19 protein-coding genes are annotated in these 25,155 nt (G+C 67.8%); 7 read left to right on the top strand and 12 right to left on the bottom strand.

Features of this window, described 5'->3' with window-relative positions:
• The first annotated feature begins 17 nt into the window (after nt 1–17).
• Nucleotides 18–1,898 (top strand): glutamine--fructose-6-phosphate transaminase (isomerizing), encoded by a 1,881-nt coding sequence (gene glmS / locus ACSFA2_RS05710; protein WP_435454349.1) that lies wholly within the window; start codon nt 18–20, stop codon nt 1,896–1,898.
• Nucleotides 1,899–1,957: 59 nt separating this feature from the next.
• Here glmS and ACSFA2_RS05715 read toward each other — a convergent pair whose 3' ends face one another.
• On the bottom strand, nt 1,958–3,025 hold the full coding sequence (locus ACSFA2_RS05715) for a class I SAM-dependent methyltransferase (RefSeq protein WP_435454350.1): 1,068 nt from the start codon (nt 3,023–3,025) through the stop codon (nt 1,958–1,960).
• Between the two features lie 90 nt (nt 3,026–3,115).
• On the opposite strand from ACSFA2_RS05715, the gene ACSFA2_RS05720 reads away from it, so the two are divergent.
• From ACSFA2_RS05720 to ACSFA2_RS05730, 3 genes are all read left to right on the top strand, one after another.
• The gene (locus ACSFA2_RS05720; protein WP_435454351.1) at nt 3,116–4,192 is read left to right on the top strand and encodes a GlxA family transcriptional regulator; all 1,077 of its coding nucleotides are present in this window, start codon (nt 3,116–3,118) and stop codon (nt 4,190–4,192) included.
• A gap of 95 nt (nt 4,193–4,287) precedes the next feature.
• Nucleotides 4,288–5,202 (top strand): protein NO VEIN domain-containing protein, encoded by a 915-nt coding sequence (locus tag ACSFA2_RS05725; RefSeq protein ID WP_435454352.1) that lies wholly within the window; start codon nt 4,288–4,290, stop codon nt 5,200–5,202.
• Between the two features lie 112 nt (nt 5,203–5,314).
• Entirely contained in the window at nt 5,315–5,515 is a 201-nt protein-coding gene (locus tag ACSFA2_RS05730) for a hypothetical protein (protein WP_435454353.1), read from the top strand.
• A 27-nt stretch (nt 5,516–5,542) separates the two neighbouring features.
• Here the strand turns inward: ACSFA2_RS05730 and ACSFA2_RS05735 are convergent, their stop codons facing one another.
• The 3 genes from ACSFA2_RS05735 to ACSFA2_RS05745 form a co-directional block, all read right to left on the bottom strand.
• On the bottom strand, nt 5,543–5,929 hold the full coding sequence (locus tag ACSFA2_RS05735; RefSeq protein WP_435454354.1) for a hypothetical protein: 387 nt from the start codon (nt 5,927–5,929) through the stop codon (nt 5,543–5,545).
• 186 nt (nt 5,930–6,115) lie between these two features.
• The gene (cphA, locus tag ACSFA2_RS05740; protein WP_435454355.1) at nt 6,116–8,683 is read right to left on the bottom strand and encodes a cyanophycin synthetase; all 2,568 of its coding nucleotides are present in this window, start codon (nt 8,681–8,683) and stop codon (nt 6,116–6,118) included.
• 40 nt (nt 8,684–8,723) lie between these two features.
• On the bottom strand, nt 8,724–10,976 hold the full coding sequence (locus ACSFA2_RS05745; protein ID WP_435454356.1) for a cyanophycin synthetase: 2,253 nt from the start codon (nt 10,974–10,976) through the stop codon (nt 8,724–8,726).
• Nucleotides 10,977–11,103: 127 nt separating this feature from the next.
• On the opposite strand from ACSFA2_RS05745, the gene ACSFA2_RS05750 reads away from it, so the two are divergent.
• The 3 genes from ACSFA2_RS05750 (at nt 11,104) to queC (ending at nt 14,641) form a co-directional block, all read left to right on the top strand.
• Nucleotides 11,104–13,374: a cyanophycin metabolism-associated ABC transporter gene (locus ACSFA2_RS05750; protein ID WP_435454357.1), complete on the top strand. Its 2,271-nt coding sequence runs from the start codon at nt 11,104–11,106 to the stop codon at nt 13,372–13,374.
• The gene (locus tag ACSFA2_RS05755) at nt 13,374–13,850 is read left to right on the top strand and encodes a cyanophycin metabolism-associated DUF1854 family protein (RefSeq protein ID WP_435454358.1); all 477 of its coding nucleotides are present in this window, start codon (nt 13,374–13,376) and stop codon (nt 13,848–13,850) included. Before ACSFA2_RS05750 ends, ACSFA2_RS05755 begins: the two co-directional genes overlap by 1 nt.
• Before the next feature lie 89 nt (nt 13,851–13,939).
• On the top strand, nt 13,940–14,641 hold the full coding sequence (gene queC, locus ACSFA2_RS05760; RefSeq protein ID WP_435454359.1) for a 7-cyano-7-deazaguanine synthase QueC: 702 nt from the start codon (nt 13,940–13,942) through the stop codon (nt 14,639–14,641).
• On the opposite strand, the gene ACSFA2_RS05765 is transcribed toward queC, so the two are convergent.
• From ACSFA2_RS05765 to gspE, 8 genes are all read right to left on the bottom strand, one after another.
• A complete protein-coding gene (locus ACSFA2_RS05765) occupies nt 14,620–16,392 on the bottom strand; it encodes an ABC transporter ATP-binding protein/permease (RefSeq protein ID WP_435454360.1) in 1,773 nt (590 codons plus the stop codon). The two genes, queC and ACSFA2_RS05765, sit on opposite strands and share 22 nt — an antisense overlap.
• 106 nt (nt 16,393–16,498) lie before the next feature.
• Nucleotides 16,499–18,751, bottom strand: coding sequence for a phosphocholine-specific phospholipase C (locus ACSFA2_RS05770; RefSeq protein WP_435454361.1), 2,253 nt, complete (start codon nt 18,749–18,751; stop codon nt 16,499–16,501).
• A gap of 20 nt (nt 18,752–18,771) precedes the next feature.
• A complete protein-coding gene (locus tag ACSFA2_RS05775; RefSeq protein WP_435454362.1) occupies nt 18,772–19,017 on the bottom strand; it encodes a hypothetical protein in 246 nt (81 codons plus the stop codon).
• Between the two features lie 109 nt (nt 19,018–19,126).
• Nucleotides 19,127–20,023 (bottom strand): 5'-nucleotidase, encoded by an 897-nt coding sequence (locus tag ACSFA2_RS05780; RefSeq protein ID WP_435454363.1) that lies wholly within the window; start codon nt 20,021–20,023, stop codon nt 19,127–19,129.
• 293 nt (nt 20,024–20,316) lie between these two features.
• On the bottom strand, nt 20,317–20,949 hold the full coding sequence (locus ACSFA2_RS05785; RefSeq protein WP_435454364.1) for a hypothetical protein: 633 nt from the start codon (nt 20,947–20,949) through the stop codon (nt 20,317–20,319).
• A gap of 28 nt (nt 20,950–20,977) precedes the next feature.
• Nucleotides 20,978–21,793, bottom strand: a complete 816-nt coding sequence (locus ACSFA2_RS05790) for a hypothetical protein (RefSeq protein WP_435454365.1) — start codon at nt 21,791–21,793, stop codon at nt 20,978–20,980.
• Between the two features lie 705 nt (nt 21,794–22,498).
• Nucleotides 22,499–23,731 carry a type II secretion system inner membrane protein GspF gene (gspF, locus tag ACSFA2_RS05795; protein ID WP_435454366.1) on the bottom strand — a complete coding sequence of 411 codons (1,233 nt, stop codon included), beginning with the start codon at nt 23,729–23,731 and terminating at the stop codon, nt 22,499–22,501.
• Nucleotide 23,732: 1 nt separating this feature from the next.
• Nucleotides 23,733–25,151, bottom strand: coding sequence for a type II secretion system ATPase GspE (gene gspE, locus ACSFA2_RS05800; protein ID WP_435454367.1), 1,419 nt, complete (start codon nt 25,149–25,151; stop codon nt 23,733–23,735).
• Between the last annotated feature and the right edge of the window lie 4 nt (nt 25,152–25,155).

A 25,155-nucleotide genomic window follows, 5' to 3' on the forward strand; every position in this document is an offset into this window, starting at 1 on the left:
AACCCAAAAGGCTTCCCATGTGTGGCATCGTCGGCGCAGCTTCCCATCGCAACATCGTTCCCATCCTCGTGCAGGGCCTGCAGCGGCTCGAATACCGCGGCTACGACTCCTGCGGGGTGGCCGTCCACGCCAACGGCCTCACCCGCACGCGCACGACCTCGCGCGTCGCCGACCTGGTGGCGCAGGTGCGTGACGACCATGTCGAGGGCCTGACCGGCATCGCCCACACGCGCTGGGCCACGCACGGTGCGCCGGCCGTGCACAACGCCCACCCGCATTTCAGCTACGGCCCCGGCGAAGGGCCCGACAGCACCCGGCCCCCGCGCGTGGCGCTGGTGCACAACGGCATCATCGAGAACCATGAGACGCTGCGTGCGTCGCTGCAGGGCCGCGGCTATGTCTTCTCGAGCCAGACCGACACCGAGGTCATCGCCCACCTCATCGACAGCCACTACGACGGCGACCTGTTCGAGGCGGTCAAGGCGGCGGTGCGGCAGCTGCACGGCGCCTACGCCATCGCCGTGATCTGCCGCGACGAGCCGCACCGCGTGGTCGGCGCGCGCGCCGGCTCGCCGCTGATCGTCGGCCTGGGCGCCGACGGCACCGAGCGCTTCCTGGCCAGCGACGCCATGGCGCTGGCCGGCGTGACCGACCAGATCGTGTACCTGGAAGAGGGCGACGTGGTCGACCTGCAGCCGGGCAAGCACTGGATCGTCGACCGCGCCCACAAGCCGGTCAGCCGCACCGTGCGCACCGTGCAGGCGCACAGCGGCGCGGCCGAACTCGGCCCCTACCGCCACTACATGCAGAAGGAAATCTTCGAGCAGCCACGCGCCATCGCCGACACGCTCGAGGGCGTCGAAGGCATCGTGCCCGAGCTGTTCGACGGCGTCGGCCAGGACGGTGCCATCGGCGCCAGCGCGCACCGCGTCTTCCAGGCGATCGACAAGGTGCTGATCCTCGCCTGCGGCACCAGCTACTACAGCGGCTGCGCGGCCAAGTACTGGCTGGAAGGCATCGCGAAGATTCCGACCCAGGTCGAGATCGCCAGCGAGTACCGCTACCGCGATTCGGTGCCCGACCCGAAAACGCTGGTCGTCACCATCACGCAGTCGGGCGAGACGGCCGACACACTGGCCGCCCTGAAGCATGCCCGCTCGCTCGGCATGGAACAGACGCTGACCATCTGCAACGTGGCCACCAGCGCGATGGTGCGCGAGTGCAAGCTGGCCTACATCACGCGCGCCGGCGTGGAGATCGGCGTGGCGTCGACCAAGGCCTTCACCACGCAGCTGGCCGGCCTGTTTCTGCTGACGCTGGCGCTCGCCCAGGCCAAGGGCCGCTTGAGCGACGAGGCCGAAGCCGATTACCTCAAGGCGATGCGCCATCTGCCCGTCGCGCTGCAGTCGGTGCTGGCGCTGGAGCCGCAGATCATCGGCTGGGCCGAGGACTTCGCACGCAAGGAGAACGCGCTGTTCCTCGGCCGCGGGCTGCACTACCCGATCGCCCTGGAAGGCGCGCTGAAGCTCAAGGAAGTGACCTACATCCACGCCGAGGCCTATGCCGCTGGCGAGCTCAAGCACGGACCATTGGCGCTCGTGACCAGCGAGATGCCGGTGGTCGCCGTCGCGCCGAACGACGCGCTGCTCGAGAAGCTCAAGAGCAACCTGCAGGAAGTGCGCGCGCGCGGCGGCGTGCTCTACGTGCTGGCTGACGGCGACACGCACATCGAGAACAGCGAAGGCATCCACGTCATCCGCATGCCGGAACACTACGGCGCGCTGTCGCCGCTGCTGCACGTCGTGCCGCTGCAATTGCTGGCGTACCACACGGCCTGCGCGCGCGGGACCGACGTCGACAAGCCACGCAATCTGGCCAAGAGCGTGACGGTGGAGTGACGGGCGATCGGGGCGGCACAGCAGCCTGAACGGCGCGATGAGCAGCCGGAGAGGCGCTGCTATCGCCGCGCTTCGAAGACCAGGTTGAACGGCGTCTCGGCCGCGCGTCGGAATTGCGTGAAGCCGGCCTTGCGGAACACATCGGCCAGGCGTGCCTGCCCCGCCTGCGCGCCCAGCACCAGCTTGCCGCCTTCCGAGATCGAGTGCGCGCAGCAGATCAGGCAGGAGCCCGCGTAGTAGAGCTGCCCGACGGTCGAGAGGTTGTCTTCCACGCGGTCGTTGGCAAAGGGCTCGACCAGCATCACCGTGCCGCCCGGCGCCAGCGCCTCTGCCGCATGGCGCGCGGCAGCCACCGGGTCGCCCAGGTCGTGCAGCGTGTCGAAGAAGCAGATGAGCCCGTACTGCCGCTTGGGGTAGTCGCAAGCCCGTGCTGCGCTGAAGTCGACGCGCCGGTCGACACCGGACGCTTGCGCATTGCGGCGCGCTTCGACCAGAGAACGCTCATGCGTGTCGAAGCCATGAAAACGCGAGTTCGGGAAAGCCTTCGCCATCAGCAAGGTGGCGTGGCCGTGGCCGCAACCCACGTCGGCCACGTCGATGCCGGCGTCGAGTTGCGTGACCACGCCTTCGAGTGCCGGCAACCACTGTGGCACGAGGCTCGCGCGGTAGCCGTTGCGGTAGAAGGCCGCGACGCCGCAGGCCAGTCGCGCGTCATGGTCGCCCCATGCCACGCCCTCGCCGGTGCGAAAGGCGTGCAGCGCCTTCTCCTCGTCGAACCACATGGCGGCGGGCACGTTCCATGCCGGCGGCAGGTAGACAGGGCTGTCCTCGTCGGCGAGCACCATCGCCTGTTCGGGCGGCAGTTCATAGGTGCCGCTCAGCGCGTGGTAGGCGACATAGCCATTGGCGGCCTGCGCGTTGAGCCACTCACGCACGTAGCGTTCGGCACAGCCCGCGCGTATCGAGACTTCCTGGGCGCTGAGCGGGCCGGCGCCGGCCATGGCGCGGTACAGCCCCAGCTTGCTGCCGAGGCTGACCATGATGCCGGTGTAGCCGGCTGCCAGGTCGCCGACGGCGCGCATGACGAAGGCGTCCAGCCGGGTGGGGTCGATGGTGGTTGAAGACATGTCCGTTTCCTTGTCGAATGTGATGAACAACGGACTGAATCATCCCGAACGAAGGTCTGATGCGACAGGGCGGATCTCGCCCGAAAACGGGTGCTTCGTGCCACCCATCACTGCGCTATTCTTCGGCGCACACACCGAAGGCTTGCTGCCGTGAGCACTGAATCGAACACCCTGAGCGTCAGCCTGGTCGTCTTGCCGGACGCCGTGGTCTCCACGGTGGCCGGCATCCTGGACGTGTTGAACGGTGCTGCGCTCATGGGCCTGGGGGCGCCGGGCGCGCAGCCGCCGTTTCGCATCGATATCGTGGGCGAGCGCCAGGGCCTGCTGCCGCTGGCGAGCGGGGTCCCCTTCGACGTGCAGCGCGCCATCGACGGCATCGACGCGACCGACATCGTCATCGTGCCTTCGGTGCTGCTGGGTGCCGCGGGCTGGCAGAGGGGCCGCTATCCGCAGTTGGTGGAATGGGTCCGGCGCATGCACGCGCAGGGCGCGATGCTGTGCTCGGCGTGTTCGGGGATCTTCCTGCTGGCCGAGACGGGGCTGTTCGACGGCAAGGACGCCACGGTCCACTTCGCCTACGCGCGCACCTTCGCGGCGTTGTATCCAGCGATCACCATCCACCCGGAACGCGTGCTCGTCATTTCCGGATCGCGCGAGGAGTTGTGGAGTTCGGGTGCCTCGACGAGTTGGCACGATCTGGTGCTCTACCTCACGGCCCGCCATGCCGGCGCCACCGTCGCGCAGGAGGTGGCGCGCATGTTCGCCCTGCAGTGGCATCAGGACGGGCTCGCGCCGTACATGGTGTTCGAGGGAAGGACCGACCATGGCGACGGCGAGATCTTGAGCGCGCAGCGCTGGCTCGACGGCAACTTCGCCTCGGCGCGCCCCGTCGAGGAGATCGTCAAGCGCTCGACCTTGGCCGAGCGCACGTTCAAGCGGCGCTTCGTCCATGCCACCGGCGTTGCGCCCATCGACTATGTGCAACGCCTGCGCATCGAGGACGCAAAGCGCCGCCTCGAGCGAACAGAGACATCGGTGGAGGAAATCAGCTGGCGTGTCGGCTACGAAGACCCGGCATTTTTTCGCCGCCTGTTCAAGCGCACGACCGGGTTGGCACCCGGCGCCTATCGCAAGCGCTTTTGCATTCCGGATTTCGCCAAAGGGTGAGTGTTGGCGGGATCGCAAGTAGGGTGGCGACCGGCGGGCGGCCCGCTCGCGTGTGAAACAATACCTCGGCCCTCAACTCGCCAGCAGCCCACGGAATGGAAAAGGAAGTCGACCCCCAGGTCCTCAAGATCATCGATGAGAAGCGTCTGTCGGGGCCTCGGCTGACGCCGGTCGACATCGTCGCGAAGATGGGCGTGTTCGACGCGCGGGACAAACCTTTCGAATACGCCTGGCTGGCGACCGGCGACATCGTCATCGCAACGATCTGGGCCGAGTACATCGGCGTGGGCACCGGCGGACGCTGGTTTATGCTCGAGTCGCTGGACACGCAGCGCCGCGCCGGCGGCGGCGCGCGCAATGCCAACCAGACGCAACGCGCGAAGGACCGGCTCGAACTGCTCAAGAAGACCTTCGATGCGGGGCAGGGCTTCCGCGCCGTGCTGCAGACCAACCGCATCGCGATCGCCGAAGTCGAAAGCAGCAAGAATTCCAAGGTGTCGACCCGCGTGCGGGACGACGACGAATGGCACGTGGCCGCGTGGGAGCCCGACCGTCAGTTCGCAGTGCTCGTTCGCGGCCCGCGGGGCTGGCTGCCGACCGATGCCGAACTGCTGGCCGCCCGAGTACGTGGCAGCATGCCGAACGACGGCGATGCGGGAGCGTCGTCGATGTCTGGAACGGCATCGCCGGACCAGGTCCACGCAGCGGCGCTTCTCTACGTGACGAGGCACTTCAACGGCTACGGCTACAAGACCGAACAGGTGGCCGGCCAATCCCTGGGCTACGACCTCGACGTGCTCGACAAGAAGGGCGCCACGCTGCTGAAGGTGGCGGTCAAGGGCACGTCGAGTGCCGTGACGAAAATCAGTCTGTCTGAGGACGAGCGCGCGGGTTCCACGCGCGAGCCGTTGTGGCGCATGCTGGTGGTGTCGGACGCGCTGACGGCGTCGCCCAGCCACAAGATCTACAAGCCCACAGAAGTGACGAACGCACCGGGCTTCGACGCTTGACGCGGCGGCGTTACAGCTTCAGATCACAATCCGTGACAAACTGCAAGGCGCAGAGCCCCTAGGCCGATTGGCGGATGTTCTTTCCCGCCCATTGCGCCCTACGATTCCGTCCATGTCCTCTCCTGATCCCGACACTTCTGAATTCGCCGCGCTGTTGGACTTCGTGGCCACCGGAGGCCGCGCTCGGGAACAGTTGAAATCCACGCAGAACGCCGAGCAACTTGCCGCCCAGATGCTTGCACCACGGGCGCGTGCGATGACGACTGCGCTGCTCACCATCGCCAAGGCCGTGCTCGGCGGGCGTGCGCACTGAATCAGAAGATCGCCCGCGCGCTGCGCATCAGCGCGCCGGTGCAGGAATCGGCGTGACGGTTTCGCGGATGACGCCACCGCCCAGCACGCTGCCTTCCGTCGACGACATCCCCGTTCCTTTGACACGTGCCTCGCAGGCGGCGCGATCGGCCATCGGCTGCAATTCGCAGCGCGCCAGCGCGTTCTGGTCGTAACCACTCGGCGACGCGCTGGTCAGGCCGTTGCGCTGCGCCTCCTGCTTGGCCGCGCCTGCTTCGCGCTGGCAGGCCGCACGATCCTGCAGGACGCCATCGCAGGGCATGAGCGTGGGCGTCTGTGTGCTGCCCGTGGCGCTCTGGGCGAAGACGGCCGGCGCGCCAGCCAGTGCGCCTGCGGCGCATGCGATGAGACCGAGGGTTCGAATCGAACGGATCATGGAAAGGCTCCTGTAGCTCGTGATGGCCGCACCGACCAATGACACGAAAGCCACAGTCTGGAAGGAGCGGGGGCGACCCGCTGCGGGACACCAGGGCGAGCTCGGCGTGCGCGGAGCGTCAATCGGTGTGGGACACGTCTTGCACGCGCCCCGAACAGGTCGAACAGTCCGAAGCGGTTCCGACGTTCAGCCGGCTGCGATGCGCTGCGCCAGATGCGCCAGCGCTTCTTCGACCTGATCGACCAGGATGAGCGACAGGTCACCCGGCTGCAGCCGCTCCAGCGCGCGGTCGATGGCGATGAACTCGCCGCGGATCTCTTCGATGTGCCGTGTGCGTCCGGCACCCTGCAGGCCCTGGCGCAAGAGGTTCATCACCTCGCCGTCGGCACGCCCGCGCTGGGCGGCGTCCTGGTAGAGGAGCACGTCGTCGAAGGCTTCGCCAAGGATGGCGGTCTGGTCGCGGATGTCGCAGTCGCGCCGGTCGCCGGCACCGCTGATCACGACCGAACGCCTCTGCGCCGGCAGCGTGTCCACGGCGGCCACCAGCGCCTTCATGGCGTCGGTGTTGTGGCCGTAATCGGCGATCACGGTCGCGCCGCGGTACGTCATCATGTTGAAGCGGCCCGGCACACCGGCCGCGTCGTTCTTGAAGCTGGAGAGGCCGCTGCGGATCGTGTCCCAGTCCAGCCCCACGGCCCAGGCCGCGGCGGTGGCCGCCATCACGTTCTCGACCTGGAAGGGCAGCGTGCCGTTGTGGGTGATCGGCACGTCGCGCAGCGGCACGCGCTCGCGCCACGAGCCTTCGGCGGCGATCAGCGCGTCGCGGTCGATGTACACGGTGCGTTTGCCCTGCGCGCGGTGCGTGGCCATCACGGGGTGCTGGCGGTCGGCGGTGAAGAAGATGACGTGGCCGGGGCAACTGGCGGCCATCGCCGCGACGTTCGGGTCGGCGGCGTTGAGCACCGCGTAGCCGTGGTCGGCCACATTGCGCACGATCACGCGCTTGAGCACCGCCAGATCTTCGACCGTGGTGATGTAGTTCAGCCCCAGGTGGTCGCCGCTGCCGATGTTGGTGACCACCGCCACCTGGCAGCGGTCGAAGCCCAGGCCCTCGCGCAGCACACCGCCGCGGGCCACCTCGAACACGGCCGCATCGACCTCGGGATGCAGCAGCACGTTGCGCGCGCTCTTGGGGCCGCTGCAGTCGCCGCTGTCGGTCTGGCGGCCATCGACCCACACGCCGTCGGTGTTGGTCATGCCCGTGCGCAGCCCGCTGGAGGCAAGGAGGTGGTTGATCAGGCGCGCCGTCGTCGTCTTGCCATTGGTGCCGGTGACCGCCACGACCGGGATGCGGCCGTCGTCGCCGTGCGCATACAGCGTGTCCATCACGGCTTCGCCGACCGCGCGGCCGCGGCCGAAGGAGGGCGAGATGTGCATGCGCAGGCCGGGCGCGGCGTTGACCTCGACCACGCCGCCGTGCTGCTCTTCGAGCGGACGCAGCACGTTCTCGCAGACCATGTCGACGCCGCAGATGTGCAGGCCGACCATCTGCGCCGCGTCGACCGCGCGCGCGGCAACCTCGGGGTGCACCGTGTCGGTCACGTCGGTGGCGGTGCCGCCGGTCGACAGGTTGGCGTTGTTGCGCAGCACCACGCGCTGGCCGCGCGCGGGCACGCTGTCGGGCGTGAGGCCTTGCGCCTCGAGCCGGCCGACGGCGATGTCGTCGAGCCGGATTTTCGTAAGCGAGGTGGCGTGGCCTTCGCCGCGGCGAGGGTCGAGGTTGACCGTGTCGACCAGCTGGCGCACGGTGTGCGTGCCGTCGCCGATCACCTGCGGCGGATCGCGCCGCGCCGCGGCCACCAGCCGGTCGCCCACCACCAGCAGGCGGTAGTCGAAGCCCGGCAGGAATTTCTCGACCATCACTTCGCCATAGGCCGCGGCGGAATCGAAGGCGGCGTTCAACTGCTCACGCGTCACGATGTTGACCGTCACGCCCTTGCCCTGGTTGCCGTCCTGCGGCTTCACCACCACGGGCAGGCCGATCTCCATGGCCGCGGCCCAGGCGTCGTCGGCGTCGCTCACCGGCCGGCCCAGCGGCACCGGCACGCCGGCGGCGTTGAGCAACTGCTTGGTGAGTTCCTTGTCCTGCGCGATGGCTTCGGCCACACCGCTGGTGCTGTCGACCTCGGCCGCCTGGATGCGGCGCTGGCGCGAACCCCAGCCGAACTGCACCAGGCTGCCGCGCGTGAGGCGGCGGTACGGAATACCGCGCGCCACGGCGGCGTCGACGATCGAGCCGGTGCTCGGGCCGAGGCGTTCGGACTCGTCCAGGTCGCGCAGTTCGGCGATCGCCGCCTGTGCGTCGAAGGCGCCGTCGTTCAGCGCGGCGCCGATCAGTTCGGTGGCCAGTGCGACCGCGCGGCGGCCGACGGCCTCTTCGCAGTACTGCACCACGACCTGGTACACGCCGTCTTCCAGCGTGCGCGTGGTGCGTCCGAAGATCACGCTGCAGCCGCTCTGCGACTGCAGCGCCAGCGCGGCGTTCTCCAGCACATGCGCCAGCGACAGCGGCTGGCCGAGCACCATCGGGTGCAGCTCGCCGATGGTCGGGAACAGCGCCCGCAGGCGCGTCTCGAAACCGGGCAGCTGCTCGATGGCGTTCTCGTGGCGCTGGCACGCGACGACCGCCTCGATGGCGGTGTGGCGGCTCCAGAGATTGGGCCCGCGCAGGGCGCGGATGCGGGTGACTTCCATGGCGTTGAAACCTCTGCGGCCTTCGTGGGCCGTCGAATCGTCAGGCGAATTGGGGGATGGGCGAGGGCACGCTTTGCGACAGCTGCAGCGACGCGAGCGCCGCCTGCAGGTCCGACTCGAATGCCTCCGCGCCGGCGCCGATCAGGTTGAGCGGAATGCCCAGCGCCCAACCGGTGGCCACGGCCGCGAGCAGCACGTCGAGGCTCACGCCGACGTGCGTGGCGCGCCAGACGGTGAGCCGGCCCAGGCCCGGCAGGAAGGATTCGCTGCTGCCGTTGGCCAGCACCACGCGGTCCTGGCGCACCAGCACGGCCTTGCCGCCGGCGGCCTGGTGGTCGATGAGCGCGGGGGCGCCGACGTCCGAGGCATAGAGGATGACCGCGCCGTCGCACAGCGGCGCCAGGCCGGCCACGCGCGGGTCGACCGCGTTCAGCACCGCGGTGCCTTCGGGCAGCACCACATCGACCTGCGTGCGCAGCACCTTCACCATCTGGTCGCTCTCGGTGATGTCGAATTCGGCCAGCGTTTCGAAACCGTCGAGATCGGTCACGATGCCGATCTGGCACCGGTCGTAGGCCAGCCCGTCGCGCAGGATCGATGCGGCGCCGTTCTCGATCACCACCGCCTCGACCGCGCGGTTGACCAGCAGCCGGTGGCCGGCGTCCCAGGTGGCGCTGGGCCGTGCGTCGACCCGGCGGCGTTCCAGGAACAGGCCGTCAGCGCAGGCCAGGCCGGTGTGGCGCCCGCCCAGGCCGGTCAGCCACGCGACCAGGCGCGCCAGCACGGCGGTGTCGCGTGAACCGGCCACACCCACGACCGGGATGCGGCCGGCCGGGCCGTCGTCGTCGGCCAGCGGGAACAGGTGGTCGCAGATGGCGCGGCCCACCGGGCGCGGCGAGCCGACCCCCGGCTTCAGGTGCATCAGCAGGCCGGGGCCGGCGTTGACTTCGACGATGGCGCCGCGCTGCGCCGCCAGCGGCCGCGAGATGTCTTCGGCCACCAGGTCGATGCCGGCGATGTCGAGGCCGACGATGCGCGCGGCCAGCACGGCCGCATGGGCCACTTCGGGATGGACCTGGTCGGTGCAATCGACGCTCAGGTTGCCGTTGCGCTGGATCGTCACCACCTGGCCCTTGGCCGGCACCGATGCGCCGTCGAGGCTCTGGCGCTTGAGTTCGAGCTGCAGCTTGGCGTCGGTCGCGAGGTCGATCACGTCCAGCGGGAATTCTTCCTCGGCGCCGCGCCGCGGGTCGCTGTTGAGCTGGCTGTCGATCAGCGCCGCCACGGTGGCGCTGCCGTCGCCGGTCACGGTGATCACGTCGCCGCGCGCGGCCGCGACCACCTGGCCGCCGACCACCAGCAGGCGGTGCTCGTGGCCGCGCACGAAGCGCTCGACCATCACGTCGCTGCCTTCGGGTTCGGCCACCGCGAAGGCGGCCATGACTTCTTCGCGCGTCGTCAGTTCGAGCGACACGCCGCGGCCGTGATTGGCGTCCGACGGCTTCACCACCACCGGCAGGCCGATGTCCTCGGCGGCGTCCCAGGCTTCTTCGGCGCTCTCGACCACCTGGCCTTCGGGCACCGGCACGCCGCAGGCCTGCAGCAGCGACTTGGTGAGCTCCTTGTCGCTGGCGATCGATTCGCCGATGGCGCTGGTGTGGTCGGTCTCGGCCGTCCAGATGCGCTGCTGCGCGGCACCGTAGCCCAGCTGCACCAGGTTGCCGCTGTTGAGCCGCGTGTACGGGATGCCGCGGTCGGCGGCGGCGCCCACGATGCAGGCGGTGCTCGGGCCGAGGTAGCAGTCCTCGACCTTGGCCTTGACCGCATCGACCGCGCGCTGCACGTCGGCAGCGTCGAAGGGCGTGTCGTTGATGGCGGCCATCAGCAGGCGGTGGCCCTCGGCCAGCGCGGCGCGCGCCACCTGTTCGTCGCGGGCGCGGAACACCATGCGGTAGACGGCGTGCTTGGAGGTGCTGCGGGTTTGCCCGAAGCCGGTCGGCATGCCCGCCAGATTGAGCAGTTCGATCACGACATGCTCCAGCACGTGGCCGGCCCAGGTGCCTTCGTTCAGCCGCTGGATGAAGCCGCCGCGCTCGCCGACACCGCAGTGGTGCTCGATCAGCGCCGGCAGCAGCGCTGTCAGGCGGTCGGTGAAGCCGGGGATGAGGTTCGACGGGAAATCCTCCAACTGGCCGAGGTCGAGCCAGACTTCGAGCACCGGTCGGTAGGTCCAGAGGTTGGGGCCACGCAGATAGCGCGTGCGCAGCAGGCGGATGTCGTCGAAACGGGTCATGGAAACGTTCGTGGTGCTGGGGCCGAGCACGCGGGCGCCTTCAGGCGCGCCCATGGCGATGGATCAGAATCGGCGCCGGGCGGGCGCCTTGACGGGGCCCGCGACGGGTCAGAGACACAGAAACACAATGCAACATCACGATCCAGTCGGCACCCCGGAGGGCGAAGCGGGAACGGCTCCAGACGCGCTGAAAAGCCGGCTTACAGCCGCCGAGAACGTTCTGGCAACGCTGGCGGTTGACCTCGACGGTGAACTTCGGTTTGCGGACAGCCTGCTGGCCTTGACCGACCGCCGCCTGCTCAGCCGCGGCCCGGATGGCACATGGCGTGAGTGGGCGCTCGCCCCAGACCTGCAGTTGCAGCTGGCCGACCACGCTGGCGTGGGCACACTCGACCTGCTCGGCACACCCGGCCCGCTGGCGCGCTGGCGTTACACCCTGGCACAGCAACCCGCCGCGCTGCGCCTGCTCAAGCGCTTCGAACAGCAGGTGGTCGGCGTCGCCGACACCAGCGCTTCTGCTGATCCCGACGACCTGGCGGCCGAGCCCGAACTGCAGCCACCGCCCTCGACCTGGGTGCTGCTGCGCCTCGGCCGCTTCGCCAGGCCCTACCGCAAGCAACTGATCGCCGGCTTCCTGCTCACGCTGGCCTCGACCGCGGCCACGCTGGTGCCGCCGTACCTGACGATCCCGCTGATGGACGACATCCTGATCCCGTTCCAGAACGGCCATCAGATCCCGATCGGCAAGGTCGTGATGTTCCTGGTCGCCCTGTTGGCAGCAGCGCTCACCGGCTGGGGCCTGGGCTGGGCGCGCACCTACCTGCTGGCGCTGGTGTCCGAGCGCATCGGCGCCGACCTGCGCACCACCACCTACGAGCACCTGCTGACGCTGCCGCTCGACTACTTCGGCGGCAAGCGCACCGGCGACCTGATGTCGCGCATCGGCTCCGAGACCGACCGCATCAACGTGTTCCTGTCGCTGCACGCGCTCGACTTCCTGACCGACGTCCTGATGATCGTGATGACCGCCGTCATCCTGGTGTCGATCAACCCGCTGCTGGCGGTCGTCACGCTGGTGCCGCTGCCCTTCATCGCGTGGATGATCCACGTGGTGCGCGACCGGCTGCGCACCGGCTTCGAGAAGATCGACCGCGTGTGGAGCGAGGTGACCAACGTGCTGGCCGACACCATCCCCGGCATCCGCGTGGTCAAGGCCTTCGCGCAGGAAAAGCGCGAGGCCGACCGCTTTCATGCTGCCAACGCCTACAACCTGCAGGTCAACGACAAGCTCAACAAGACCTGGTCGCTCTTCACGCCCAGCGTGTCGCTGCTGACCGAGATCGGCCTCCTGGTGGTCTGGGGCTTCGGCATCTGGCAGGTGGCGCGCGGCAGCATCACGGTCGGTGTGCTCACCGCCTTCATCGCCTACATCGGGCGCTTCTACACGCGGCTCGATTCGATGAGCCGCATCGTGTCGGTCACGCAGAAGGCGGCGGCCGGTGCCAAGCGCATCTTCGACATCCTCGACCATGTGAGCAACGTACCCGAGCCCGCGAACCCGGTGAAGCTCGCGCAAGTCACGGGCCGCATCGAAATGAAGGACGTGGGCTTCCGCTACGGCTCGCGCGCGGTCATCCGCGACCTCGACCTGGTCATCGAACCCGGCGAGATGATCGGCCTGGTCGGCCACAGCGGCTCGGGCAAGAGCACGCTGGTCAACCTGATCTGCCGCTTCTACGACGTGACCGACGGCGCGATCCTGGTCGACGGCACCGACATCCGCCGCTTCGCCGTGGCCGACTACCGGCGCCATGTCGGGCTGGTGCTGCAGGAGCCCTTTCTCTTCTTCGGCACCATCGCGCAGAACATCGCCTACGGCAAGCCCGATGCGACGCGCGAGGAAATCGTCGCGGCCGCGCGCGCGGCGCATGCGCACGACTTCATCCTGCGGCTCGCGCACGGCTACGACTCGCTGGTCGGCGAGCGCGGCCAGGGCCTGTCGGGCGGCGAGCGCCAGCGCATCAGCATCGCGCGTGCGCTCTTGATCGACCCGCGCATCCTGATCCTCGACGAGGCCACGTCCGCGGTCGACACCGAGACCGAAAAGGAAATCCAGAAGGCGCTCGACAACCTCGTGAAGGGCCGCACCACCATCGCCATCGCGCACCGCCTGTCGACGCTGCGCAAGGCCGATCGCCTGGTCGTGATGGACCGCGGCGAGGTGGTCGAGGTCGGCCCGCACGACGCATTGATGGCAAAGGAGGGCGCGTACTGGCGGCTCTACCAGGCGCAGCTGCGGCAGGCCGATGAAGAGGCCAGCGATGGCGCGGTGGCCGAGCGCACCGGCGTCGCGGTGGCTCTGAGCAACCATGCGGCGCATCCCGCAGGAGATGCGTGATGAGCGCCATGAATCCTGATTTCCAACTCGAACGCGACGCCTTCGGCCGCCTGGTGCTCATCGATGCGCAAGGCCAGCGCCACGAAGGCATCGTGCCGGTGCGCGCCTTTCCACTGAGCGCGCCCGGCGAAGGGTTGTCGCTGGTCGGTGCCGACGGGCGCGAGTGCGTGTGGGTCGACCGCATCGACGCGCTGCCTGCGGCGACGCGCGCGCTGCTCGACGCCGAACTTGCCGCACGCGATTTCGCACCGACGCTCTTGAAGCTGCACACCGTGTCGAGCTTCGGCGTGCCGAGCACCTGGCAGGTGAGTACCGACCGTGGCGAGACGAGCTTCGTGCTCAAGGCCGAAGAGGACATCCGGCGGCTGGAAGGCGGCGCGCTGCTCATTGCCAGCGCGCACGGGGTGCAGTTCCGCATCCCTGACGTGAAGGCGCTCGACCGCGCGTCACGCCGGCTGCTGGAGCGTTTCCTCTAGGGCCTGCTAATGCTATTTCCGCAACTCCGGAAATAGCGTTAGCAGGCCCTGGCTGCGAAACTCGGGCGTCTGCTTCAAGGAAAACGCCCATGCACACCACCGCCCTCGTTCTCTTCTCCGGCGGGCAGGACTCGACCACCTGCCTGGCCGACGCGCTCAGCCGCTACGAGCGCGTCGAGACGCTGGGCTTCGAGTACGGCCAGCGCCACCGCATCGAGATGGACGTGCGGCACACCGTGCGCACGCAGCTGCGCGAGCGCTTTCCCGAATGGGCACCGCGGCTCGGCGACGACCACCTGCTGAGCGTCGATTCGCTCTCGCAGATCGGCGGTTCGTCCCTCACCGACGAGGTCGCCTTCGCCATGCAGGCCGACGGCCTGCCCAACACCTTCGTGCCAGGGCGCAACCTGCTGTTCCTCACGCTGGCCGGCGCGTTGGCCTACCGGCGCGGGCTGCAGGTGATCGTCACCGGCGTCTGCGAGACCGACTACTCCGGCTACCCCGATTGCCGCGACGACACGATGAAGGCAATGCAGCTCGCGCTGTCGCTCGGCCTCGACCGCCGCCTGGTCATCGAGACGCCGCTGATGTGGATCGACAAGGCGCAGACCTGGGCGATGGCGCACCGGCTCGGGGGCGACGCACTGGTCGACCTGATCGTCGAAGAGACCCACACCTGCTACCAGGGCGACCGCACGCAGCGGCACGCCTGGGGCTACGGCTGCGGTGCGTGCCCGGCGTGCGAGCTGCGCGCCGCGGGGTGGGCAGGTTACGTCGACGCGACCGTGTAGCGCGCAGCGGCGCCGTCGGTCGACGGCACCAGGGTCCAGCGCTTGTCGTGGAAGGCGCCGAGCGTCTTACCGTGCGCGATCGAGACGAGGGCGCCGCCGCCTTCCCTGACCTGCGCCACGAGGCGCTGGTACACCGTGGCTTCGGCCGCTTCGTCGAGCGCGCTGGTGGCCTCGTCGGCAAACACCCAGGCCGGCTTCTTGAGCAGAACGCGCGCGATGGCCAGGCGTTGCTGTTCGCCACCGGACAGCTTCTGGCTCCAGGCATCGCTGTCGTCCAGCCGCGTCGCGAGTTCGGGCAGCAGCGCGTCGTTCAGGGCTTGGCGCAGTGCATCGTCGTCGTAGCCGGCGGCGTCGTTCGGGTACGTCAGCGCATCGCGCAGCGTGCCGTCCGGCACGTAGGGGCGCTGGGGGATGAACATGGTGTCGCTTGGCACGCCGACGGTGCCCTGCGCGAACGGCCAGATACCGGCGAAGGCCCGGAACAGCGTCGACTTGCCGCTGCCCGAGGGGCCCTGCAGCAGCACGGTGTCGCCTGGGCGGACCGACAGCGCCGCATGGCTGAGCAATTGCACGCCGGTCGGCAAGGCCACGTCGAGGTCCTCGGTGTGGAGCATGTCGGCGTCTTGCCGCTGGAGCGCGCTGTCGGTTTGGGCATGCGCGCGCATGGCGTCGTCGAAGGTGGTCAACCGGTCGGCGGTGGCGCGCCAGACGGCCACGCGGTCGTAGTTGTCGACGAACCACGAGAGTGCTTCCTGCACCGTGCCGAAAGTGCGCGAGATCTGCATCAGCTCGCCGAACTGGATCCCTCCGCTGAAGAAACGCGGCGCCGCGAGGAAGAAGGGGAAGACGACGGACAGCTGCCCGAAGGACGCGGTGAAAGCCACCAGGTTTTTCTGCTGCTTGATGAGCGAGATGTAGTTGCGCAGCACGCTCGAGAAGCGCGTGTCGAGCTGACGGTGCTCGACGGCTTCGCCCCTGTCGAGCGCGATCGCCTCGCTGTGCTCGCGCACCCGGACCAGGTGGTGGCGGAAGTCGGCCTCGAAGCGCTGCTGCCGAAAGTTGAGCCCGATCAGCGGCCGCCCGATGTAGTGGGTGATGGCGGTGCCAACCGCGCAGTAGATCACCGCGACCCAGACCATGTAGCCCGGCAGCGACAGGTCATGACCGCCCAGGCTGAATGCCAGCGGGCCGGACAGGCCCCAGAGGATCCCGATGAAGGTCACCAGCGTCACGACCGAATTGAGGATGCCCATCGAGAGCGTCACCGTGTAGTCGGTAAAGAGTTGCATGTCCTCCTGGATGCGCTGGTCGGGGTTGTCCGGGTTCGCGGGCTGGCCCGTGCCGGTCGGCGTCTGCGCATAGCGCGCCAGCTCGAGCCGGTAGAAGGTCCGGTTTTCGAGCCAGCGGCCGAGGTAGCTGCGCGTCATCCAGGCGCGCCAGCGCACCTGGAGCAACTGCGTGAGATAGAACTTGAAAACGGCCACCAGGATGCCGGCCATCGCGATGTAGGTGAAGTGCAGCAGCTGCGTCCAGAACACCGGTTGGTTTCTGGCCTGCACCGCGTCGTAGAAGACGCGGCTCCAATCGTTGAGGAGCACTGTCACATAGACCGTGCACAGGTTCAGCGCCACGACACCGATCAGCAGGCCGCGCGCCTTCCATTTCTCTTCCGAGCGGAAGTAGGGCGCGGCGAGCCGGCCGATGCGGCGCAGGGTGTCGAGGAACGAGGCGGAGCGCGCGGGGTCGGACATCGGTGGGGCAGTCATCGTGGGCGCTTTCGAGCGCAATGTTGCACATCCTAGCCCCGACCTTCGTGGCTTCGCTTAGGCGCGGCTTAAGCTGCCGCTGCGCGACCGCTCAGAGGTCGCCCAGTCCGAGCGCCGGATCGCTCACCGTGTGCTTGCCGGTCTCGACCCGGCCGGCGAAGCGGCGCTGGTAGCTCGTATCGCTGTCACAGCTCACGACGAAGTCGTACCACTGGCCGCTGCCGGCCAGGTCCCAATGCTGGTCGATCGATGCGCCCGCCGGCACCGTGACGGTCCACGGGCCATCGTTGCGGTAGGCCTTGGCCCGCACCGTGAAGGTGGCCGGTTTCTGGCCTGCATTCCTCATCGTGAGGTAGACATTGCCATTGGCGATGTCGTAGCAGACGCGCACCTCGGGCGACGTCGCACCGGCGGCACGCAGCGTGTTCAGGTCGCCCTTGAAGCTGCGGTGGAAGCCGTTCGGGCCGAGCACCCACAGGTCGTAGCGGCCCGCGTCGTCGGCCATCGCGGCCCAGCTGTCGTCCAGCGTCTTGCCCGGTTCCACCATGAAGCGGCGCGGCAGGCGGTCGAGATGCAGCTGGTCATAGACATGGAACACGGCGGCGGCCTTGCCGGTGTTGGCGAACAGCAGGCGCATCGTGCCGGCCACGGTGTCGCTGCGCGCGCTCACGTGCAGTTCGTAGGGCAGCGCGCGCGACGGCCGGGTGCCCGTGGCCTGGCGTGGCAGCAGTTGCGTCGCAGGCGGTGCAAGCTGCGCGAGTGCTTCCTGCTGCGTGCGCAGCGCGTCGGCCTCGGCCTTGCTCTTGCGGCCGGTCAGCACCGGCAGCTGCTCGCTGTTGGGCGTCGCGAAGTTGAAGGCGCTGGTGAGGTCGCCGCAGACGGCTCGGCGGTAGGCGCTGATGTTCGGCTCCTGCACGCCGAACCGGGTCTCGAGGAAGCGCAGTACCGAGGTGTGGTCGAACACCTGCGAGTTGACCCAGCCGCCGCGGCTCCAGGGCGAGATGACGAACATCGGCACGCGCGGACCGGGGCCGTAGACCCGGCCGTCCGGTACCGGCTGCTTGGTGCTGCTGCTGCCCAACGGTCGTTGATGTGTGAAGTACTCGACGCCCAGGTCAGCGGCGGGCATCGTGGTCATGCCCGCAAAACCGCCCTTGCCGTCCGGCGATGGTGCCGACGGCGAGGGGACATGGTCGAAGTAGCCGTCGTTCTCGTCGAAATTCACCAGCAGCACGGTTTTGCTCCAGACCTCTGGCGCGGCGGTCAGGGCATCGAGCACTTCCTGCAGGAACCAGGCGCCTTGCACCGGTGTCGAGGGCCCGGGATGCTCGCAGTAAATCGAAGGGGCGTTGAGCCATGACACGGCCGGCAGCCTGCCCTCGCGGATGTCGCGCTTGAAGGCGTCCAGGTACTGCTCGGGCTGCGTCCCCGGCAAGGTGTTGGCGATGCCCTTGTACAGCGGGTTTGCCGCGTTGTCCGTCGCCGGGTCGTAGGCCTTGTACGGCAAGGCCTGGCCGGTGTTCGCATAGGCGCTGTTGGGGGCGCCGCCGCTCGACACCGGGAAGCCCGAGGCGATGTTCGCTTGCCGAAACTTCCGGAATGCGCCCAACATGTTGTCGCCCCATTCATCGGGCATGTTCTGGTAGCTGATCCAGCTGACGCCGGCTTCTTCGAGGCGTTCGGCGTAAGTCTTCCAGGTGTAGCCGGTGTTGACGGAGGCCGCCTGTCCGTCGATCCAGTCCCACTCGTTGTTGACGAAGGCCGTGCTCGTGGGCCCCGCCCCGTTGGTGCCGGTGATATGGAAGGACCGGTTGGCGTCGGTGCCGGTGTGCATCGCGCAGTGGTAGGCGTCGCAGAGCGTGAAGGCATTGGCCAAGGCGAACTGGAACGGGATCTCGCCTTCCTCGAAGTAGCCCATGGAAATGGGGTTCTTGTAGCGCGGCCACTGGTACATGCGCCCTCCATCCCAGGCGTCTTGACTGTCGTTCCATTCGTGCGGTGTGCCGTTCGCACGCTGCGCATTGCCCTTCGTTCCATCGAGGTGGAAGGGGTAGATCGGCTTGCCGCCGGCATCGCTTTGCTGCCAGACGTTCATGCCCTTGGGCAGCGGGATCGTGAAGCGGTCGCCGAAACCACGCACACCGCCCAGTGTGCCGAAGTAGTGGTCGAACGCGCGGTTCTCCTGCATCAGGATCACGACGTGTTCGACGTCGTTGATCGTGCCGGTCTTGTTGTTGGCGGGGATGGCGAGTGCGCGGCGGATGGCAGGCGGGAAGGCGGCGAGCGTGGCGGCGGCGATGCCGGCCGAAGCGGAGCCGCGCAGGAAGTTGCGTCGTGAGGTCATGGTTGTTCTGGGAGGCAGGGTCAGGGCGCGCAGCGCATCTCGGGCTTGACGGGGGTCTCGGGTGTCGCAGGTTGGGCGGGTGTGGCGGGCGAACCCGTGCTGCTGTCGCCGCCACCGCAGGCGACAAGCGCGCAGGTCAGGAGTGCGAGCATGAGATGGCGCGCGGCGCGCGGAGAAAGACGGTCGGCGTGGGGCATGGCGGTGGACGTGGCGCTCGAATCGCGCTTGTTGTTGTCGGAGTGCGGCACGCAAATGGGTGCGCGCATCGGACCGCTAGACTAGGGACGCGGCATGACGCGGCCATGAAGTGCCGATGACCGCCGCATGGCGCCGCCGTGACGGCACAGGCGCGGCGAGCGCGCTTGCAACGATGTGTCAGGCGTTGCTGATGCCGCTCGACACGTGGCCCGAAGGCACGTGGCGCGCGGCGGCATCGACGTGGCCGGTCTGGTCGTCGAAGAAGAAATCGGGCTCGAATTCGCGCAGGAACTCGCCCTTGGGAAGGCCGCCAAGGAACATCGCCTCGTCGACGCGCACGTTCCAGTTCATGAGCGTGCGGATGGCGCGCTCATGCGCGGGTGCGCTGCGTGCGGTGACCAGTGCGGTGCGGATCCGCATGGATGCGTTGCCGGCCATCTGCAGCCGATGCAGGGCGGCGAGCAGTGGCTTGAAGGGTCCTTCGGGCAACGGCAGTTTCGCCTTGCTCGACTCGTGCAGTTGGAAAGCATCGAGCCCCTCGGCCTGGAACACGCGCTCGGCCTCGTCGCTGAAGAGCACGGCGTCGCCGTCGAAGGCGATGCGCACCTCGTTCGGAAAGGCGTCGCTGGCCTTGACCGATTCGACCAGCACGCGCGCGGCGGGGAAGCCGGCATGCAGCGCTTCCCGCACGTCCTCCGCGTTGGCAGAGAGAAAGAGATGCGCACGCAGCGGCCGGAGGTACCCGAAGGGCGCGCGGCCTTGCGTGAACACGCCGCGCTGCAACTTGATGCCGGCGGCGGTGCTGGAACGAAAGATGCGCATGCCCGACACCGGATCGTTGCGCGAGAGGATGACGACCTCGACGCGCTGCACGCCGTCGTCGTTGAAGCGCAGCAGCTTCTGTACCAGCGAGTACGCAATGCCCGGTTGCGCGGGCACGTCGAGCCGCTCGTACTGCAGCCGCATGTACCCGTCGGGGTCACCGGACTCGAAGAGCCGGTTCTCTTCCTCGAGGTTGAACAGCGCCCGCGAGGAGATCGCGACAACGAGCTTGTCGTCAAGGGTGACTGGCATGGCTGATCGTTTTCTAGCGGCTTTTCTCGGTCAGATCAGAAACGGATTGAACCAACGGAAATTCAGCTTCAGTGCCGAGGTGATTTGAGTGTAGGCGACGCCAACCAGGCCCATCACAAGGATAGGTGCAAGCACCATGTGACAAGTGGCACGCTCCACTGGATACTCGAAATCGTCGCACATCCCCCGACCTGCCGGGATGGCGACAACGATCCAGACAAGAGCGATCAGCGCTGCGTTACGGAGTCTGGTACGCCACATAGGGGCTAAGCATTCTCGATCCGAGGCGCACATCACAACTCGCAGGCATCACCCGATGGACGCGTGGTCGAGCTTCCTGAACGAGCAGCGTTGTACTGCATGTAGCGCGCGGCACGTTCCTTCGTGTTCGCCGTCATTGCTTCGATCTTTCCAGCGAACTTGGAGAACATCGCATAGTCTGGAAAATTGTCACCCCCGCATTTGGAGGAGGCGGCTAGACCGTCATCCGCTTTCTGTAGCGCAGCTTGGTCCTTGAGATCTATGGTCAGGGTCCTCTGCAAGGAACGAGCTTTCTGCATAAGCGCCCTTCGCTGTCCGTCATTGACCGGCTGCGCATTGATCCATGTCTCGATGTCGTCGCGCACGCCGTTGGCATTGGAGTCGGGGCCTGTGATGTCGCTAGTGCGGTCGAGCGTGGGATAGGCGCCGCTGCGTTCCAGCGATGCAATCTGCTGCGCCAGGGTCGGCGCGGATGCCGCGCTCGCCGGGGGCGGCACGGTGCCAGGGCCCGTGGCCAGCGCCGTGGCCGTTGGCGTTCCCACGGGAGCTGGCACGCTGTCATTGCCGCGCCCGCCGCAGGCGGCCAGCAAGGCCAGCAGCACGGCGGCGAAGGCAGTACGGATGGTCGAGGCCGCTAGCAGATGAGACGTTCGGTTGGTGTTCATTTTGTTCTCCCTGGTTTCATGCACGCCATCACAGCCCGTCGAGGGCGCTGTCAATCAAGGCCTTGACCTTGGCGCGACCCTCGCGGGCGGCGTCGAGGTAGGTCGCGACCAAGGTGTGGCCGCTGGCGTCCACCATGCTGAAGGGAATGCTCCAGTTGGCGGGCTGCACACTGGTGATGCCCTGCACCCGCAGGCCGTTGATCACAATATCGAAGCTCGACAGGCCGTGATCTCCGCGCACCGTGGGCGATGCCGGCGCCACGTGGACCACCTTGGCCTTCGTGTCCGGGTGGCTGGTGCGCAGGCCGTCGTAGGCGGCATTGACGAACAGGTTGCCCTGCGAATGCGCCACCAGCACGAAGTCCGATTCCTCATCGGCCAGCGCTCGCAGTTTTGCCAGTTGCGCACCCATGTCGGCACCGGTGGGCGGGTCGGTGAGCATGCGGGCCCAACCGGCGACGATCTGGCCCAGCGTGGCGTTGAAGGTGGCGTCGATCAGGCGCGCCAGCGCCGCCGCGCCGTTGCCCAGGCCGCTGATCAGACTGCCCGTCAACGAATTGGGATCGCCATGCCGGCCGGCCACCAGGTCCCAATGCTGCTCCCACCGGTTGTTGAGCACGCCGTCGAGTTCGGTACCGCGCTGCGCGAAGGTTTCGGCGATGTCTTGCAGCGAGGTGCTGGACGTGCCCTGGCCCGTCTGGTTGTAGAAGTTCTCGTAGCGGATGGGCGTGTCGCGATAGCTTGGGCCGACCAATTCCTTGAGCGCCGTCAGGCCATCCTTGGCCTGCTTGGATGTGTTCCAGACCCCATTAAAGAACCCGATGGTTACTGGCCGCGAGATCATGCAGTAGCCATGCTGGGCATTCCAGCGAAGATTGGGCTTGAACAGCGTGTCGCATACACAAGCGTACGAAGAGCCGGGCGAGCCCCACATGAGTGGCGAGGGTCCTTGGATTTCGCGGATTGGGGCAATGTAGCCCTTCGAAGCCCATAGATTCCGGGGGACGGGATTCCCATTGCCTAGGCGCTCCGTACACGTGAAGCTCCCCTGATGAGCCGCGGGGCCGGTACTAGCCGGCAAGGGGTTTGGAGGTATAGGGGTGACCGTTCCAGTGCCGTCGCAACTCACTTCCCCGCTTCCAAAGGGCGCTGTGGTGCGACCGTCCCCGTTGGGAACGAACTCATACTTCAGCGGGTACCGTGGTGAGGGTCTTTACCAATCTCAATGTACGCAGAATGTCGGCATCCGTCCACGCCGTTGTCGCTCGGCACAAGCGCGTCGGGTGATCCCTGGATACCGTGAAATCTGAGTTGACCAATTCCTTGAATCGGCCTCGGCAACTCTGCAGCATGGCCTGGATGCCAGAACAAATTTCGCATAGAAACAGCAAGCCCTGCGACGTGACGTGCCGAAGCTGAAGGCGATGAGCCATCGGATTTCCTCCCTCAAGTTCTTATATGTAACTTGATGGTACTCGTCTACCAAGCCTGATTTGCATGGAGTCGCCCCAATCACGACTGACCAATCAACTCAATCCGTCTTACGGTCTTATTTCACGAACTGGTTCAGTTGGATGATCGGCATCAGCACCGCCAGCACGATCAGCATCACCACGCCACCCATGCCGACGATCAGCAGCGGCTCGAGGATGGTGGCCAGGTGCATCGCGCGGCGCTGCACCTCGGCGCCCAGCTGCGTGGCCGCGCGCTGCAGCATCAGCGGCAGCGTGCCGGTCTGTTCGCCCAGGCGCGCGAACATCGAGACGATGCCGGGGAAACGCTTTTTCTGCGCGAGGGCGGAGGCCAGCGGCGCACCTTCGCGCACCAGCACCAGCGCATCGAGGGCATCGGCCCGCATGGCGCGGTTGCCGAGCGTTTCGGCAGCAGCCTGCAGCGCGCGCAGGATCGGCACGCCGGCGGTCGCCAGCATCGCGAGCGTGCTCGCGAAACGCGCCGCGTTGTAGCCGCGCGCCAGCTTGCCGACCAGCGGCAGCTCGAGCCAGGCCGCATCGAACTTCTCGCGGAAGGCGGGCCGCGCGAGCGCGGTGCGCATCGCGACCACGCCGACGACGATGGCGATGAGCATCGCCCAGCCGTAGTTGCGCACGAAGTCGCTGATGGCCAGCATCGCGACGGTGAGGAAGGGCAGCGCGCGCTTGGTGCCGGCGAACACGTTGGCCACCTGCGGCACCACGTAGCTCACCAGAAAGATCACGATGACGATCGCCACCAGCGTGACGATGGCCGGGTACAGCGCCGCGCCGACCAGCTTTTGCTGCAGCGCCTGGCGCTGCTCCAGGTCGTCGGCCAGGCGTTCGAGCACCAGGCCGAGGTTGCCGCTGTGCTCGCCGGCGCCGATCACCGCCGTGTAGATCGGCGAGAACTCGCGCGGGTGCTGCGCCAGTGCGCGCGCAAAGGGCGAGCCGGCGTTGACCTCGGCACGCAGCGACGCGACCAGGTTGCGCTGGTTCTCGCGCTCGGCCTCGTCGGTGAGCGCGGTGAGTGCGCGTTCCAGCGGCAGGCCCGACGACACGAGCCCGGCGATCTGCCGCGTCCACACCGCCAGCTCGGTCGTGTTGAAGACGCGACCACCGCCGAAGAGGCGGCGCCAGCCGCCGCTCTCCTTGCGCTGCGCGGCGGCATTGCCGACCACCGTGACCTCGAGCGGAATGAGCTTCTGTGCGCGCAACATGCCGCGCGCGTTGCGTGCGGTGTCGGCCTCGAGCACGCCCTTGCGCGGATTGCCCTGCGCGTCGATGGCCTCGAAGGAATAGGCGGGCACTTCAGTCTCGGGTCACGCGCAACAACTCGGCCCGCGAGCTGATGCCCGCCTGTACCAGTCGCTCGCCGTCTTCGCGCATCGAGCGCAGGCCACCGCGTTCGGCCGCCACGAAGATCTGGCTTTCGGGCGCGCGGCTGTGGATGAGCGACTGCACCGCATCGTCGGCCACCAGCAGCTCGAAGATGCCGGTGCGGCCCTGGTAGCCGGTGTGGCCGCAGGCCTCGCAGCCGACCGGTGCGAACTCGCCGCTGTCGGTGCGCGCGGCGCAGACGGGGCAGAGCTTGCGCACCAGCCGCTGCGCGAGCACGCCCAGCAGCGACGAGCTCAGCAGGAAGGGTTCGACGCCCATGTCGGTCAGCCGTGTGACGGCGCTGACCGAGTCATTGGTGTGCAAGGTGGCCAGCACCAGGTGGCCGGTGAGGGAGGCCTGGATGGCGATCTGCGCGGTCTCGAAGTCGCGAATTTCACCGATCATGATCACGTCCGGGTCCTGCCGCAGGATGGCGCGCAGGGCCTTGGCGAAGGTCAGCTCGATCTTGGCGTTGACCTGCGTTTGCCCGACACCGGCCAGTTCGTACTCGATCGGGTCCTCGACGGTCATGATGTTGCTGCGGCTGGCATCGAGCCGGGCCAGCGCCGAGTACAGCGTGGTGGTCTTGCCCGAGCCGGTCGGACCGGTCACCAGGATGATGCCGTGCGGTTGCGAGATCAGCGTCTCGAAGCGCTCGAGCGTGTCGCCCAGCATGCCCACCGATTCGAGCGTGAGCTTGCTTTCGTTCTTGTCCAAGAGACGCAGCACCGCGCGTTCGCCGTGCGCGCTGGGCAGCGTCGACACGCGCACGTCGACCGCGCGGGTGCCGATGCGCAGCGAGATGCGGCCGTCCTGCGGCAGGCGCTTCTCGGCGATGTCGAGGTCGGCCATGATCTTCAGCCGCGAGATCAGCGCAGCATGCAGCGCGCGGTTGGGCTGCACCACCTCGCGCAGCGTGCCGTCGATGCGAAAGCGCACCGACGACGTGCGCTCGTAGGGCTCGATGTGGATGTCGCTGGCACCGTCGCGCGCGGCCTGCGTCAGCAGTGCATTGAGCATGCGGATGATGGGCGCGTCACCGGCGCTCTCCAGCAAGTCCTCGACCGCGGGCAGCTCCTGCATCATGCGCGACAGGTCGGCCTCGCCCTGCACCTCGCTCACCACGGTGGCGGCGTTCGATTCACCCTTGGCGTAGGCCGCGCTGATGCGCTGCGCCAACTGGTCGGCCGGCAGCGGCTCGAAGGCCTTGATGGTGAAGCGTCGCGACACCTCGCTGAGCGCGCTGCGCGGCGGGGTCTTGGGCATCCACAGCGTGCAGCTGCCGTCGTCGGCTTCTTCCAGAAGCAGTTGCTGGGCACGCGCAAAGGCGTAGGGCAGGGGGTAGCGCATCGCG

It is taken from the genome of Variovorax cryoconiti, from assembly GCF_051216395.1.
GTDB lineage: Bacteria > Pseudomonadota > Gammaproteobacteria > Burkholderiales > Burkholderiaceae_C > Variovorax.